The following is a 13,304-nucleotide window of genomic DNA, read 5'->3' as shown; positions in this document are numbered from 1 at the left end:
GCGAAAGCTTAGTGGGCGATCGCAGGGGGCGGCGGGGGTAGCCATTTCATTATTTGATCTCTGGTGTACACAGAATATGTGACCAAAACAGATCGAGTGTGGGAGCGGGCTTGCTCGCGAAGAGGCCCTCAGCCCGGCCGCATTACTTGGACTTGAGCTTCAGATACGACTGATGCAGGTCCGACGCCCAGCCATCGATCACGTTTTTCACGTCACCGGCCTTCATCACCTGATCTGAGTTTTCCAGCGGTTTGCCGATGCCCTTGCGCACCACCTGGGCCACGGACTTGTTGTTCCCACCATCGAGAAACACCGCTTCGGTGGCCAGATTGGTTTCCTGGTCGCGAATGCCGCTGGCTGTACTGACTGCCGCCGCTACGAGGGCGATCGGGATCACTTCATAAGGCTGGAGGCCTTCAGTCTTGCTGGTGACAGAGGTGATCGCCGCACGCACCACCATAACGCCAGGGCCGGGGCCACTGGCCAATGGCAGGGATTTACCCACCTCGCGTTTGAGCGCCTGATCGTAGTAGCTGGTGATGCCGTTCAGCGTGGCCTGAGGGATTTTCACTGTCGGTTGCGGTTTGGGATAGAGCTGAGTCGGCTCGATGTAGACACTGGTGAACTTGTTGACGTCGAGCTTGGGGTCCATCCAGCGCATCACCACGGCGCCCGATGGAGACTTGGCTTCCTTCAGCTGACTGTAGTCCTTGAGAAAGCCGGAATACTGATCTGGCTCGACGACTTTGCTGGAGCAACCCACCATCCCGATAGAGGCGATGCACAGTGTGCTCATCATTAACGCAAGCTTCATGCTTGTAACTCCTGTCAGAAGGCCGGGCAACAATATTGCATATGGGAATTACAGGTATAGCCAATACTCGGCACTTTGTTTCAAAAAACACAATATTCATCTATTGCCGTAGCACATCGTTGATATTCGAAGGGCCCCTTCGCGGGCAAGCCTCGCTCCTACAAGGTTAGGGTGGTTGGCAGGCATGCATACGACACGACCCCGTAGGAGCGAGGCTTGTCCGCGATGACCTACAACACCTGGCGCACGGTGCGGGTGTCGGACGTGAAGATGGCCGAGCTTGAAGCGCAGATTGCCTGAAGCAAGGAGCCTGACATGATCGAGATGGCGTTGAATCTATGGGGTGTTTTGGGGCTTTGGCTGGCGGTCGAGTACTGTTTGAAACACCAGACCACCGAGAGCCTGGAGGATGCCAGCCTGATTCCGTTTGCAGATGACCCCGAGGTGGCGCGGCGGGTGGAATTGGCGACAGGCAAGAAGGTGAACGCTGTGGCGCCGGAAGAGGTGAAGCCGGGTTGGGGCAACCTCGAAATCTGATACACCACGATCAATGTGGGAGCGGGCTTGCTCGCGAAGGCGGTGTGTCAGGCAACATTGATGCCGACTGACACTCCCTCTTCGCGAGCAAGCCCGCTCCCACAGTGGTTATGTGTTGGTCACAAATAACACGCTTCAGCCGCGCTCGCGGGGAATCAGGCCCTGCAGTTGCTGCGCCAGGAAATTCGCATCGAAGGCAAAGACGTCCGGGTCTTTCAAGCCGTTGGTCTTGCGCCATTGCCAATCGCTGGAGGGTGGCAGGCACACCAGCGAAATGCTGCCATAACGCGCCGCGGTCAACCCCATCACTGCCAGGGAAATCTGCCCACCTGCACCCATCACATCCGGCACGAACTCCACCGGTTTCCCGGCGATGACGATGCTCAGTTTCTCGGTCTTGAACGTCGACGTCTCCGCCGGAACGCTCGACCCGGACGCAACATACGCCTCGCGGCTCACTTCCAACAGATTCGGCGCCAGAACCGGTGCCAGCCACTGCTGGATCTGATCGAACAACTCACCAATGCGCGTCGCCCACACGGCCGATTGCGCCTCAAACAGTTGCTTCTTGTGCGCTTCGCTATCTGCGTAGTGGCGAAGCATCTCGCCCAGTTGCTGTACGTCGTCCATTGCGGTGTTCCTTTTGGTTGAAGCGGTGCCGCGGACGTTGAGCATGGCAGATGCCGACAGCTTGCGTACGGAAAAAGGTGCGAACGGCTACAGAAGCTCGGTAAATGAAAAAGCACCATGACACTTCACCGAAAGATGAGCGATACAGTTAATTTCCGCTGGTATCCGCCGTTGGACAAACGGAAACTCCCTTCAGGCCTGAGCCATTGAAACAGGCCAAAACCCGAGGAAATCCAATGCGCACCATCGGCCTTATCGGCGGCATGAGCTGGGAGTCCAGCGCCGAGTATTACCGTCTCATCAACCAGCAGGTACGTGATCGTCTCGGGCCGTTGCGTTCGGCGAAATTGCTGATGTACAGCGTCGACTTCGGCCCTGTCGAACAAGCCCAGCATGCCGGCCGTTGGGACGACGCGGCGGCGATTCTGGTGGATGCTGCCCTGCGCCTGGAGGCTGGCGGCGCCGAGTGCGTGGTGCTATGTACCAACACCATGCACAAGGTGGCCGGGCAGATTCAGGCAGCGATCGATATTCCGTTCCTGCACATTGCCGACCCGGCCGGTCAGGCGGCACTGGACGCCGGTGCGCTGCGGGTGGGTTTGCTGGGCACCGCGTTCACCATGGAGCAGGATTTTTTGAAGGAGCGTCTGACGGCCAAGGGCCTGACGGTGCTGGTGCCGGAGACCGAGGAGCGCCAGGCCGTGCACCGGATCATCTATGACGAATTGTGCGTCGGGGTGATCAGCGAGGCGTCACGCCAGGTCTATCAACGGGTGATCGAGTCGCTGACCGAACGCGGCGCCCAGGCGATCATTCTCGGCTGTACCGAAATCGGCCTGCTGATCAAACCCGAGCACAGCGCCCTGCCCTTGCTCGACACCACCGAACTGCATGCGCAGTCGGCGGTGGCGTTCGCGTTGGGGGAGTGAGTCAATAAGTTCAGAACCTGTGGGAGCGTGGCTTGCCCGCGAAGAATGCACCGCGGTTTTTCAGGTATTACGCGTCATCGTTCTTCGCGGGCAAGCCTCGCTCCCACAGGATTTTCGTCGCTCACATTGCTTGCCTTACCGGCGTTGGGCCTCGGACGTGCCACGCAGGCGCGCCATGCTCAGGGTATCGACCAGCCGACCGTCACGCACGGCGTAATCGCGAAACAGGCCTTCGGTCTCGAAACCGAATTTCTGGTACAGGCCGATGGCCGCTTCATTGTCGGCGTACACCGAGAGTTCTACCCGTTGCAGGTTCATCCAGTTGTCGGCGACGTCCAGCGCTGCGGCCAGCAATTTCGAACCGACGCCCTTGCCCTGCCAAGCCACGGCGACACCCATGCCGACGCTGCCGGCGTGGCTGCGGCGAATTCGCGAAAACTGTTCCAGGCCAATGTTGCCGATGACCGATCCCTGGTGTATCGCCACCAATTTCACCGCCCGCTCGTTGTCCGCCATCAGGCGTTGGCGCCAGACCTCAGCGGACTGAAACGGCATCTGCAGCACCTGCCGGGCCACGGCCGGGTCGTTGTAGAGCGCGGTGATGCCCACGATGTGGGATTCGTTGAAGCGTTCGAGGGTAATGACGGAGTCGGAGGGCATGAATGTTTCGTCCTTGATGCGTGCATGGCCGCCTACTCTATAACGCAAGCTTTCGGTATGGCGAGAACCTTGTGGGAGCGGGCTTGCTCGCGAAGGCGGTGTGTCAGTCGACATCAATGTTGCCTGACACACCGCCTTCGCGAGCAAGCCCGCTCCCACATTAGTTAGTCGTCAACTCTCGAACCACTCCCGCCGCTCACTGAACGTGTTGTGGATCAGCTCGACAATCCCCTGCACCTCGGCCTCATTCCGGGAGTCGGCATTGACCGCCATCCACACCTGGCGCTGCATCGGTTGGTTGAAGAGCCCGGGCAACGCCACCAGCCCCCGGTCGAATTGGCTGATGTAGTGCGGCAGCAGACCGATGCAGGCACTGCAACGGATCATCTCCAGCATCAGCTCATAGGAATGCAGTTGCACCACCCCCGCCAGGCGCTGCTCCACCAGACTGTTCCAAGGGCCAAAAGCGGTGACCTGACGGTCGTGCTGCCATTGCACCAGCATGAAATCGGCCAGGTCACCCAGGCAGTCCGGCCGCGCCGCAACCCGTGAATACCGTTTGGCGATGTGCGGCAGATAGTCCAGCCGTGCCAGACGCTGGGGTTCGCTGATGGCGAAACTGGGGCCTGGCAACGGCGAATCGGTGCCCGCCAGCCACACCACCACATCGGCGCTGATCGCTCGCAGGGACAGTTCGCTGTCCAGGGAGATGATGTCCAGACGCATACTGGCATTGCGCCGCAGCAGCGAGACCAGATCACGGCCGAGGATGTCGTGCAGGATCGATTCGGCCACGGCCAGGCGAATCAAGGGCTGTTCGATCACCGGCAATTTGCGTTCGTTCACCAGCGCGATCAACTGCGCCTGCAACTGCTGCCCGTCACGACTCAAGGTCAACGCGCTGCCCTGGAACTTGAACAGCGAACGTTGCAGCTGATCTTCCAGCTGCGCCAGGTGCTTGCGCAGCAGGGTCGCCCGCACATTGAGGCTGCGCGCGGCCTGCATGAAACAGCCACAACGGGCGCTGACCAGAAAGTATTGCGCCACCTCGGTATCAATCCCGGCGGCCCGTGCCAGCCAGGACTCGGATGGCCCCTGCGGGGATCGGTATTCGACAACACCCTGACGTCCTGTGGGTTCTATGAATGACATCGATGACTCCCTGTCGATCTTTGTTTTAGGTACTCCACACATCCCCTGTGGGAGCGGGCTTGCTCGCGAAGGCGTCGGCACATTTAATGGAAATGTTGCCTGTGAAGGCCTCTTCGCGAGCAAGCCCGCTCCCACACTGGATCGCTGTGAACGGGGAAACTAACGTTTTTCCTCCAGCACTTTGTTGAGCTCGGCCCCATCAATACTCAGCGTCGCCGTAGTGAGCATCCCTTCCAGATAGGCCTTGGCAATCTGTTCCTGACGCTGGGCACGCAAGGCCTGGGTCAGGCGTTCGCGCAGTTCTTCCAGGGTTGCGGTGCGGGCCGGTTGCTGTTCGGTGAGTTTGATCACATGAAAACCCGCCGCGCTCTGCACCGGTTCCGACACCACGCCGACCTTAAGTCGCGACACCGCGCCACGGACTTCCGGCACCAGTTGCTGCAATGGTTGCAGCCCGGTGTCGCCACCCCGTTCGGCGCTGGCTCGGTCCTGCGAATACTGACTCGCCAAGGCGGCAAACTCCGTCGGCGCGGCCTGGGCTTTTTTGCTCAGTTCGAGCGCTTGCTTGCGCACGGTTTCGAGTGTTTGCGGATCGGCCACGCCGAGGAAAATCTGGCTGACCCGGTACATCGGCGGCGTCACCCAACCGGCCTTGCCGGCCTCATAGGCCTGCTGCAATTCGGCGGCACTGGGGTAGTCGGTCGGCACCTGACTGACCGACTGCAAGTAGTCGCGAAAGACAATCTGCTCGGTGGCGGCGCGGGTTTGCCGTTCGACCTCCGGGCGCTGACGCCAGCCTTGGGCGTCGGCCTGTTCGAGCACGGCTTTTTCGGCCAGGCGCGAGCGAATCCAGCTTTCCAGCGCCCCGCGATTGGCTCGCAGTTGTTCGCGAGCTTCCACCGGCAAGGTGGCGAGCAGCGCTTTTAGCTCTTCAGGGGCGACCTGCTGATTGCCCAGTCGCGCGACCGCCGGTTCATTCGTTGCCAATACCGCCGATGGCGCTGGCTGCTGAGCGGCGATCGGGTCATTACCCGGACGCAGTCCCAACGCAACGGCAATCACCAGTACGGCCAACGCACCTGCGCCGGCCACTACCGTACGTTTTTTCACAGGGCTGGCACCTCTTGCGCGGCCGCCTCGACGGTTTCAGCCTGAGCCTGCAACTGCGCAGCGTTCTGGCTGTATTCACGCAGGTAAACGATGAACTCCTGAAGCAAGCGATCCCACAGTTCAAGGTTGCCGCGCAGGTGATCGTCGCTCACCCCGGCGGCGACCACCACGTCCATCTCCATCACCAGAAACTCGCCTTGTACCGACAACCGGGCAAAGCGGCGCGATGCATTCCACAGCTCCGCCAGCCCGGCCGGCAACTCGCCCTGAACCCGCAAGGCGCAGCTGAAGGTGAAGTCGACGTAACTGCCCTGCTCGGTTGCCGGGTTGCCGAAACGCACTGCGTAACCAATGCCCTGGCTGGCGCTGAGCAACTGCACGATGCCGCTCTGTTCGGTTTGATTGACCCGGTAACCGGCGGCTTGCAGCACCTCGGTGAGGGATTGTGGCGATACGTGGCTGATCAATTGAGTCATGTGAAAGTCTTCCCTGTTATTCAATGAGCGATCGCGGCCTGGGGCGCGTCGAATTGCGTCTTGTAGAGTTCGTCGCCAAAGCCCTGGGCCAGTTCTTCGAACTTGACCCTGGCGGCGCCTGCGAACGGTTGGCGGATCTTCATCACTTCGGCGACGTCGATCTTTTCGTAGGCCGCGAGGATCTCCTTGGCCACGCCGTACATCTGTTGATTCTTGACCGAACATTGCTGCATTTGTGTGTCACGTTCAGCCAATTGCGTCTCGAGCCGGGCGCGTTCGGCTTCTTTGCCCCGAGCCATCACCAACAATTCTTCGTAAGCCTTCTTGAACTTGCCGACCTGCTCGCTGCTAGCCGCCGCTTGCGCCTGGGCCTGGCTTTGCAGGCTGTCATGCTGACCGACCAGTTGTTCGGCCACGCCTTTGACCTTGGCCAGTTCCGCCGTCAGTTGCTTGATTTGCGCCTGCGCAGCCTTGGCCTGACTCTCGGCCGCCACTTGCGCGGCGCTGGCCTGAGCTTGCTGGCTTTGCAGGGTCTGCAACTGCTGGGTGGTGCTGCGCAATTGAGTGCGCAGGCGTTCTTCCATGCCTTCGGCGCTCGCCCCCTGTGCAATCAATAACCCCAGCCCCAGCAGCAAAAATCGAGTGTTCATAACCCTCTCCCTGCGCCTTAGAAGCGCGTGTTGATTTCAAGCTGCAAGACGTCGATGTCGAACGGCGCGCCGTACACCGCTTCGGAACTCAACCAGCGACCGGTGGCGGAGACGTTCTTGGCCAGGCCGTAGTTGCCGCCGAGGAAATAGCCCTTGGCATTGGTGCCGCCGAGGTGGAACGACGAGTCGTTGAAACCGTCAGGCAAGGCGTCCGGCTGGATGTACTTGTAGCCGGCGAAGAAATTCCAGTCGCCTTGCTTCTTCAAGTCCAGCGAGTTGCCGAGGGTGAACTGGACCATCCAGGCATTGGCACCGCTTTCCACCTCGCCATCGCTGTCGAGGTTGTTGACGATCTGCCCGGCCGAGCGTTTGCGCATCTCGCCTTCGTCGTAACCGAGGTTGTGCACGTAGTTGGCCTGACTGCGCAGCTTGAAGTCTTCCGGCAGGTCGGTGTCCCATACCACGTTGAGGTCCAGCAGGTTGAATTCCGAGGCCAGGCCGACGAATTGTGGTTGCGGCGTGGTGGACGGGTTGAGCGGGTTCGGCGTGATGTCGCGCAGCAGGAACACGCTGTTGCCCTTCTGCATGAACGCCGAGCGGCTGCCGTCGGTGTCGCAGCCCGGTGCGCCGGCCCAGGGTTCGCAAGGGCTGGAGCGCTGGCCTTCGATGTCGTCGAAACGGTAGTAGGCCAACGCGCCTTTCAAGCGGTTGTTGCTATTGATCGCCCAATTGGCGCCGATCTGCGCGCCGTACAGCCACTTGTTGTCGCTCTCTTCCTTGTCGAAACCGTTGCTGCTGCTGGTGTCGTTGGTGTACTCCACCGGGAACGCACCGACGGTGCCGAACAAGCCCCAATCGCGGTTGAGCTTGTGGTCGAAAATCGCCGCCACGCCATCGAAGTTCAGGTCGGTGGAATAGAGCATGTCGGTGGAGAAGAACGGATTGGCGATCCGCCCGCCGGTCAGGGTCAACTGATCGGACGGTTTCCAGGTCAGGTAACCCTGATCGAGCCAGATGTCTTTTTTGCCGAAGCCGCCGCCGAGGGTCTGGGTGGTGGACACCGGGTTGTTGTCCGAGCCGGTGCCGATGCGAATGCCAGCGGTCCATTCCGGCGAGATCACCGCTTTCATGCCCAGCCGCGCCCGCAGGCGAAAGAGGTTTTCGCGGTCTTCGCGGGTGTTGAGCAACGGCGGCAGGTTGGTGCTGCTGTTGGGGTTCACGTCGTACGGGCCGTTGTTATTGAGCTTGGCGAAGTCGACGATTTCGTTGCTGTTGGTGCCCGAGTAGTAGCGCGACTCGTCTCGCAGGCGAATGTCGCCGTCGAAGCTGATGCGCGAGACCCAGTCCGGAAAGGTGTTGGGCTGGGCCCAGTTTTCCTGTTTGGCGGTGGCCATGACCTCAGCCTTGACCTGGTCGCGGATCTGATCGCGCACCGCGGCCGGCACATATTGCACCCGCACATCACCGGGCGCAGCCGCCGGGCCGGCAGGGACGGCGGCGACGGCTGTGCTGGCCTGACGCGCCTGCACCGCTTCTTTTTCCGCCTGAGCGATCAGCCCGTCGGCCTGTTCCTGCTTCAACACACCCTGCTGCACCAGCAAGCGGATCAGATTGATCGTGGCGTTTTCCGAGGGCGCAGGGGCTGCCACTGCGTGCCCGACCAGGGTCGCAATGACCATGCCGACCGCCAGGGACAATCGATTCACGTTGGAAATCATCTGCACACAACTCCTTTTGGCAAAACCTGAAAATGTTCGGTTAACCCGGACGCCGCCCTTGCAGGGACAGGCGCACAGGCAAGGTCATGGAGGCCGGTGGCCGTTCGGTTAAATGTGGCGCGCCGCGCAACGCGGCGAGCACCTGGGCGTCGACTTCCGGGTTGCCGCTGGACTTCACCAGCTCGACCCGGGTGATCTCGCCCACGCTGCTCAGCCAGACGTCGGTCTGCAGCGAAAAAGCCAGGTTGCGCAGGTCCGGGTTTTCCCGCAGCAAGCGCTGGAAGGTGAACGCCAAAAACTGGCTGTATGTGCCATTGCCCAGGCGCCCGCCTCCGGCACCGGCCATGCCGCCGCCCTTGCCGGCGCCGATGTTGAAGGCGTCATTGCCAGACTGCGCGTCGCCGTCCATTTGCATCGGGTTGGCCAGGTCATCGACGGGTGATGGCGGCGCCTCTTCTTCGGGCTTGACCTCCTCCGGTTCCGGCGTCGGTTCAGGCTCGACCATTTTTTCTTCCACGGGGGTTTGCGGCTCTGGCGGTTTTTCCGGCGGCGGTGGTGGCGGTGGCGGCAACGGAATAATCGTCGGCACCTTCGGTGCTTCCCGGCGCACGCCACTCATGTCGTTGGCCCACTGCCAGAGAAACCACGCGGCCACGCCGGCGAGCAGTAACCCGGCACCCCACTTCACAAAGCGCAGGGGCGACGGCTTGACGGGCGACGGGCGGATGGGGAGTTGTGCGGTCATGGTCAGCCCTGGGTCGGTTTGCCGGTGACGAGACCGACCTGGGACAGTTCGAGCCGGCGCAACAGGTCCAGCACCTCGATGACTTTCTGGTACTGCACCGTGGCGTCGCCGCGCACGATCACCGGGAAGTCAGGGTTCTGCGCCTTCTCGATGCGCAAGCGGTCTTCGAGCTCCGCCAGGGTCACCGGGTAGGCATCGAGAAACACCTGGCCGCCATCGTTGACCGAGATTGCCTTGGTCTTGGCTTCGGACAGCGACACCGAGGCACTGGCCTTGGGCAGGTTGATCTGGATGCCGGAAACCTGGGCGGTGGCGGTGAGGATGAACATCACCAGCACCACCATCAGCACGTCCACCAGGGGCGTGATGTTGATGCTGTCTACCGCGGCATCATCGTCATCGTCGTGGGAGGTATTGACGCTTGCCATGTCAGTGCTCCTCAGGCCGGGACGGATGCGTGGGTGTGATTGCCGCGGCGATGGGCCGCTTCACTGGACTGGCTTTCGCCGTGCATCTCCGCCAGGCGCGTGATGAATTCATCGACGAATACCCGCATGTCGGCACTGACTTCCTTGTTGCGGGTGATCAGCCGGTTGTAGCCAAACAGCGCCGGGATCGCGACGAACAGGCCCATGGCCGTGGCCAGCAACGCGGCGGCCATGCCCGGGGCGATGGCGTTGATGTTGACGTCACCGGCCATGGCCGTGCCGAGGAACACCACCATGATCCCCAGCACCGTGCCGAGCAGGCCGATGTATGGGCCGCCGGCAATGGCGTTGGACAGGGTCGAAAGTTTTGAACTGAGCGCCTGATTCTCGCGGGTGCGCACGCCGTCCATGGAGCAGCGAATCGCTTCGATGGTCGCGGCCGAAACCGATGAGGTGTCGGCCCCCTGCTCGCGGCGGGTGCGGATTTCCTTTACCGCCACTTGATACAGGCGCCACAGGGACGAGTGCTGCAAACGCTGGGCGAGGTCTTGATCGTCGGCGAACATCTCCAGGCGCGTGCCGACCTTGGCGAACTGCTCGCGGAACGCTTCGTTGGCGGCGCTGAGGCGGCTGACCATGCGGTTCTTGCGGATCATGATGACCCACGACTGGAACATCATCAGCACCAGCACCGCGATGATCACCCAGGCGTCCAGCGGCACCGCGTTGAGCAGGAAACCGAGGCTGCCGAAGCCGTAACCCGACTGTTCTTCATCGACGCCGTAAGCCAACAGTTTCGACTCGGCGCCCTGGGAATTGGCGTCTGCCAGCAACTGCGCGGCAGGCCGGACGACCTTGGACAAACGCAATTCATCGATGGCGCCGCTGAATGGCTGATAAGTGCCTGGGGTTTCGCTCGGCAGGTCGGCGCCGATGGCCATGATTGAATTGAATGCCGGCATCGCTACCGCAAGGCTCGCGGCTTCACGGCCGTTGACGTACAGCGAGACTTTGCTGCCCTCGGCGGTCAGCGCCAGATGCTGCCATTGACCGGGGTTCAACGGTTGGGTGGACACGGCGCGCTGGCCGTCGATCTCCACGAACGGCATGCCCTGGTTCAGGCCCAGCAACAGGCTATTGGCCCCTTCCCGCCTTGCCAGCACCAACTGCTCGCCATTGGCCTGATCCAGACGCAACCACGCACTGAAGGTGAATGCACTGCCGGCGTTGTGTTGCAACGATGGACTGCCTGGCAACAGCAATGGCTGGCCACTGAACTGCAACGCCCGCCCCATCACGCCGTCGATGCTCGCGCCGGTAGCGCTCTGCGCGGTGTTGCCGTAGGCCGTGGTGTCCTTGGGCGGTGTGCCGTTGGCGCCGTCAAAGTGATAGAGCGCGGTGAAATTCGGGTCGAAGGTCAGCTGACCGTTGCCGGTGGCCGGGGCTTTCTGGTTGCCGTAATACATCCAGATGTCTTGGCGCTGGCCGCCCGTAATAACAGGCACATCGACCCAGATCAGCGCCATGCCCATCAGCGGATCAAAGCTTTCGATCTGGTGGTTGAACACGGTCTTGTCATCGGCGGCGACGAAGCGCAGGTCCGAACCGTCTTCCTTGACGCCGTCGAAGGTGAAGTTGCCGGTGTGCAAGCGCACCAGCAGTGCCGTGCGCCCCAGCGTCTCGTTGATCGCCGCGCCCTGAGGCGTGGTGTCCACTGAAATCTGTTTGCGGTAATGCCAGTCGTCCTGCCACCAGGCCTGGGCGGTGGCCGGGAGCACGAAGCCCAGGCAGATGAGGAAAGCGATGAATAAGCGCTGCATGAAAAATTACTCCGTAGGTTCAGAACGTCGCTTGCAGGTTGAAATGCAGGCGCGATTCCTGTTTCGAGGTGTTCGGCCCTTCGAGCAGCGGGTAGCCCCAATCCACGCTGCCGGACAGCCATTTGCTCAAGCTCGCACGGGTGCCCAGGCCTACACTGGCCAGGGCGTAATCGGCGTCCTGATCGGGGAGCTCGTCACGCAGGTACAACTGGGCGCCTTCGGCGAAGGCGTAGAAGCGCCATTCCTGGACGTAACTGCCCAGGTACTTGGCGAGGGACGGCGTGCGCAGCTCCTGGGACAACAGGTAGCCGTCGTCACCGGTGCGCTCGGCGGCCAGATAACCGCGCACCGAAGTCGCGCCGCCGGCCGAGAATTGCTCGTTGGAAACCAACGGCCCGGACGCCAGCTGAAACGCGGCTTTGCTCGCGGTCTGCCAGTCGTTGCCGAAGGTAAAGGTGTAATTGCTGTCGCCCTTGAGCACGGCGAAGCTGGGGCTGGCGCGGTAGCGTTTGTAGTCGAAGTCTTCGTCGGAGCTGCCATAACCGAACAGGCTGCGAGTACCGGCGACCAGACTCAGGCCAAGACCCAATTGAGAGTTTTCGGTGTAGCGAAAGCCGTTGTAGGCGAAGGTGAACGGTGCGTATTGCAGCGGCACCTCGTCACTCTCACCGGCCAGGGTCAGGCGCTCGTCGAAGTCCTTGAAGTCGATGCCGGCCGAGAACGAGTTGGACCAGTTGCCGCTGGACGGCAGCGTGTAAATCGCCGAGATCCCGTAGGAATGCCCTTTGCCCAACACGTTGCTGCCGCCGATGGTCGCGACGTTGCTGTCGGATTGATAACCGGACAGTTGCAGGCTCCAGCGCTCGCTCAACGGCGCGGTGTAGGAACCGGACCAGACCTTGGCGTTGTCGGAATCCTGGGGCGCGGTGAAATAGGTCAGCGAAATACTGTGGCCCAGTTGCCACAGGTTGTTGTAACCCAAGCTGGTGACGGCGCGCAGTTTCTCGGTGTCGGCGCTGTAATCGTTGTTCAGCCCGACGCTGGCCTGCCACGGGTTCTGGTCCTCGACCTGCAAGTCCACGTCCATGGTGCCGGGGCGCTGACCTTCTCGCACCAGCGGCATCACCTGCCGGCCCGGGGTCTTGTTGAGTTGCGCCAGTTCGCCCTGGACCTTGCTGAAGTCCGGCACTTCGCCTTCCTTCAGGGCCGGCACGTCTTCGCGGATGTCCACGGGCGAATAGTGCTTGGCACCGACCACCCGCACCCGGCCGACTTTGGTTTCGCTGACCTGCAGATAAACGATGCCGTCCTCGACCTTCTGCTCCGGCAACTCGACGAATACCGACTGATACCCACGGGCCTGATAAACCTTCTGCAAGGCTTCGCGGGCGCCTTCGATATCGTTCAGGGTCTTTTGCGGACCGAGAAACGGGTACACCGCTTCTTCGATCGCCCGAGCGTCGAGCACGGTATTACCGCGCACGAAGTACTCGTTCACATCGACCAGCTTTGTCGGCGCCGCGGTTGCCGCGTCTTCGGCGAATACCGGCTGCGCGCCAGCTGCCACCAGCAGCCAGCCCCACAGCGCCAGCCGTGACTTGAAAAGATGCTCCACACCACCCCCTGAATTCGAAA

General features: G+C 61.5%; 14 protein-coding genes. 2 read left to right on the top strand and 12 right to left on the bottom strand.

Annotated elements, in window-relative coordinates; all coding sequences use genetic code 11:
* Positions 1–142 precede the first annotated feature (142 nt).
* Positions 143–814 (bottom strand): DUF3313 domain-containing protein, encoded by a 672-nt coding sequence (locus tag IC37_RS26310; protein ID WP_030131558.1) that lies wholly within the window; start codon positions 812–814, stop codon positions 143–145.
* A gap of 315 nt (positions 815–1,129) precedes the next feature.
* Here IC37_RS26310 and IC37_RS26305 point away from each other — a divergent pair, with 315 nt between their 5' ends.
* Positions 1,130–1,351: a hypothetical protein gene (locus IC37_RS26305; RefSeq protein ID WP_030131559.1), complete on the top strand. Its 222-nt coding sequence runs from the start codon at positions 1,130–1,132 to the stop codon at positions 1,349–1,351.
* A 135-nt stretch (positions 1,352–1,486) separates the two neighbouring features.
* Here IC37_RS26305 and IC37_RS26300 read toward each other — a convergent pair whose 3' ends face one another.
* Complete coding sequence (locus tag IC37_RS26300) at positions 1,487–1,981, bottom strand: hypothetical protein (protein WP_030131560.1); 495 nt, start codon at positions 1,979–1,981, stop codon at positions 1,487–1,489.
* 236 nt (positions 1,982–2,217) lie between these two features.
* Here IC37_RS26300 and IC37_RS26295 point away from each other — a divergent pair, with 236 nt between their 5' ends.
* Positions 2,218–2,910, top strand: coding sequence for an aspartate/glutamate racemase family protein (locus IC37_RS26295; protein WP_030131561.1), 693 nt, complete (start codon positions 2,218–2,220; stop codon positions 2,908–2,910).
* Positions 2,911–3,045: 135 nt separating this feature from the next.
* Here IC37_RS26295 and IC37_RS26290 read toward each other — a convergent pair whose 3' ends face one another.
* The 10 genes from IC37_RS26290 to IC37_RS26245 all read right to left on the bottom strand — a co-directional run bounded on the left by IC37_RS26290 (position 3,046) and on the right by IC37_RS26245 (position 13,284).
* A complete protein-coding gene (locus IC37_RS26290; RefSeq protein WP_030131562.1) occupies positions 3,046–3,570 on the bottom strand; it encodes a GNAT family N-acetyltransferase in 525 nt (174 codons plus the stop codon).
* 171 nt (positions 3,571–3,741) lie between these two features.
* Complete coding sequence (locus IC37_RS26285) at positions 3,742–4,722, bottom strand: LysR family transcriptional regulator (protein WP_030131563.1); 981 nt, start codon at positions 4,720–4,722, stop codon at positions 3,742–3,744.
* Between the two features lie 159 nt (positions 4,723–4,881).
* Entirely contained in the window at positions 4,882–5,832 is a 951-nt protein-coding gene (locus tag IC37_RS26280) for a peptidylprolyl isomerase (protein ID WP_030131564.1), read from the bottom strand.
* Entirely contained in the window at positions 5,829–6,308 is a 480-nt protein-coding gene (locus IC37_RS26275) for a YbjN domain-containing protein (protein WP_030131565.1), read from the bottom strand. The genes IC37_RS26280 and IC37_RS26275 overlap by 4 nt, the downstream gene beginning before the upstream one ends.
* A gap of 20 nt (positions 6,309–6,328) precedes the next feature.
* Positions 6,329–6,958, bottom strand: coding sequence for a hypothetical protein (locus IC37_RS26270; RefSeq protein WP_030131566.1), 630 nt, complete (start codon positions 6,956–6,958; stop codon positions 6,329–6,331).
* Positions 6,959–6,975: 17 nt separating this feature from the next.
* A complete protein-coding gene (locus IC37_RS26265; RefSeq protein WP_030131567.1) occupies positions 6,976–8,676 on the bottom strand; it encodes a putative porin in 1,701 nt (566 codons plus the stop codon).
* Between the two features lie 40 nt (positions 8,677–8,716).
* Positions 8,717–9,421, bottom strand: coding sequence for an energy transducer TonB (locus tag IC37_RS26260; RefSeq protein WP_030131568.1), 705 nt, complete (start codon positions 9,419–9,421; stop codon positions 8,717–8,719).
* Between the two features lie 2 nt (positions 9,422–9,423).
* Complete coding sequence (locus IC37_RS26255; protein WP_007901242.1) at positions 9,424–9,849, bottom strand: biopolymer transporter ExbD; 426 nt, start codon at positions 9,847–9,849, stop codon at positions 9,424–9,426.
* An 11-nt stretch (positions 9,850–9,860) separates the two neighbouring features.
* A complete protein-coding gene (locus IC37_RS26250) occupies positions 9,861–11,669 on the bottom strand; it encodes a DUF2341 domain-containing protein (RefSeq protein ID WP_030131569.1) in 1,809 nt (602 codons plus the stop codon).
* Positions 11,670–11,688: 19 nt separating this feature from the next.
* Positions 11,689–13,284 (bottom strand): ShlB/FhaC/HecB family hemolysin secretion/activation protein, encoded by a 1,596-nt coding sequence (locus IC37_RS26245; RefSeq protein ID WP_030131570.1) that lies wholly within the window; start codon positions 13,282–13,284, stop codon positions 11,689–11,691.
* Positions 13,285–13,304 lie beyond the last annotated feature (20 nt).

Origin of the sequence: Pseudomonas sp. QTF5 (assembly GCF_000512695.2) — a bacterium.
In the GTDB taxonomy this organism is placed as follows: Bacteria; Pseudomonadota; Gammaproteobacteria; order Pseudomonadales; family Pseudomonadaceae; genus Aquipseudomonas.
The sequence above is the reverse complement of the archived record's forward strand: the minus strand, read 5'-3'. Positions and strand labels throughout refer to the sequence as shown.

Coding starts and splice junctions, on each gene's coding strand:
- IC37_RS26310 (WP_030131558.1), bottom strand. CDS start 814: ATGAAGCTTGCGTTAATGATGAGCACACTGTGCATCGCCTCTATCGGG.
- IC37_RS26305 (WP_030131559.1), top strand. CDS start 1,130: ATGATCGAGATGGCGTTGAATCTATGGGGTGTTTTGGGGCTTTGGCTG.
- IC37_RS26300 (WP_030131560.1), bottom strand. CDS start 1,981: ATGGACGACGTACAGCAACTGGGCGAGATGCTTCGCCACTACGCAGAT.
- IC37_RS26295 (WP_030131561.1), top strand. CDS start 2,218: ATGCGCACCATCGGCCTTATCGGCGGCATGAGCTGGGAGTCCAGCGCC.
- IC37_RS26290 (WP_030131562.1), bottom strand. CDS start 3,570: ATGCCCTCCGACTCCGTCATTACCCTCGAACGCTTCAACGAATCCCAC.
- IC37_RS26285 (WP_030131563.1), bottom strand. CDS start 4,722: ATGTCATTCATAGAACCCACAGGACGTCAGGGTGTTGTCGAATACCGA.
- IC37_RS26275 (WP_030131565.1), bottom strand. CDS start 6,308: ATGACTCAATTGATCAGCCACGTATCGCCACAATCCCTCACCGAGGTG.
- IC37_RS26270 (WP_030131566.1), bottom strand. CDS start 6,958: ATGAACACTCGATTTTTGCTGCTGGGGCTGGGGTTATTGATTGCACAG.
- IC37_RS26265 (WP_030131567.1), bottom strand. CDS start 8,676: ATGATTTCCAACGTGAATCGATTGTCCCTGGCGGTCGGCATGGTCATT.
- IC37_RS26260 (WP_030131568.1), bottom strand. CDS start 9,421: ATGACCGCACAACTCCCCATCCGCCCGTCGCCCGTCAAGCCGTCGCCC.
- IC37_RS26255 (WP_007901242.1), bottom strand. CDS start 9,849: ATGGCAAGCGTCAATACCTCCCACGACGATGACGATGATGCCGCGGTA.
- IC37_RS26250 (WP_030131569.1), bottom strand. CDS start 11,669: ATGCAGCGCTTATTCATCGCTTTCCTCATCTGCCTGGGCTTCGTGCTC.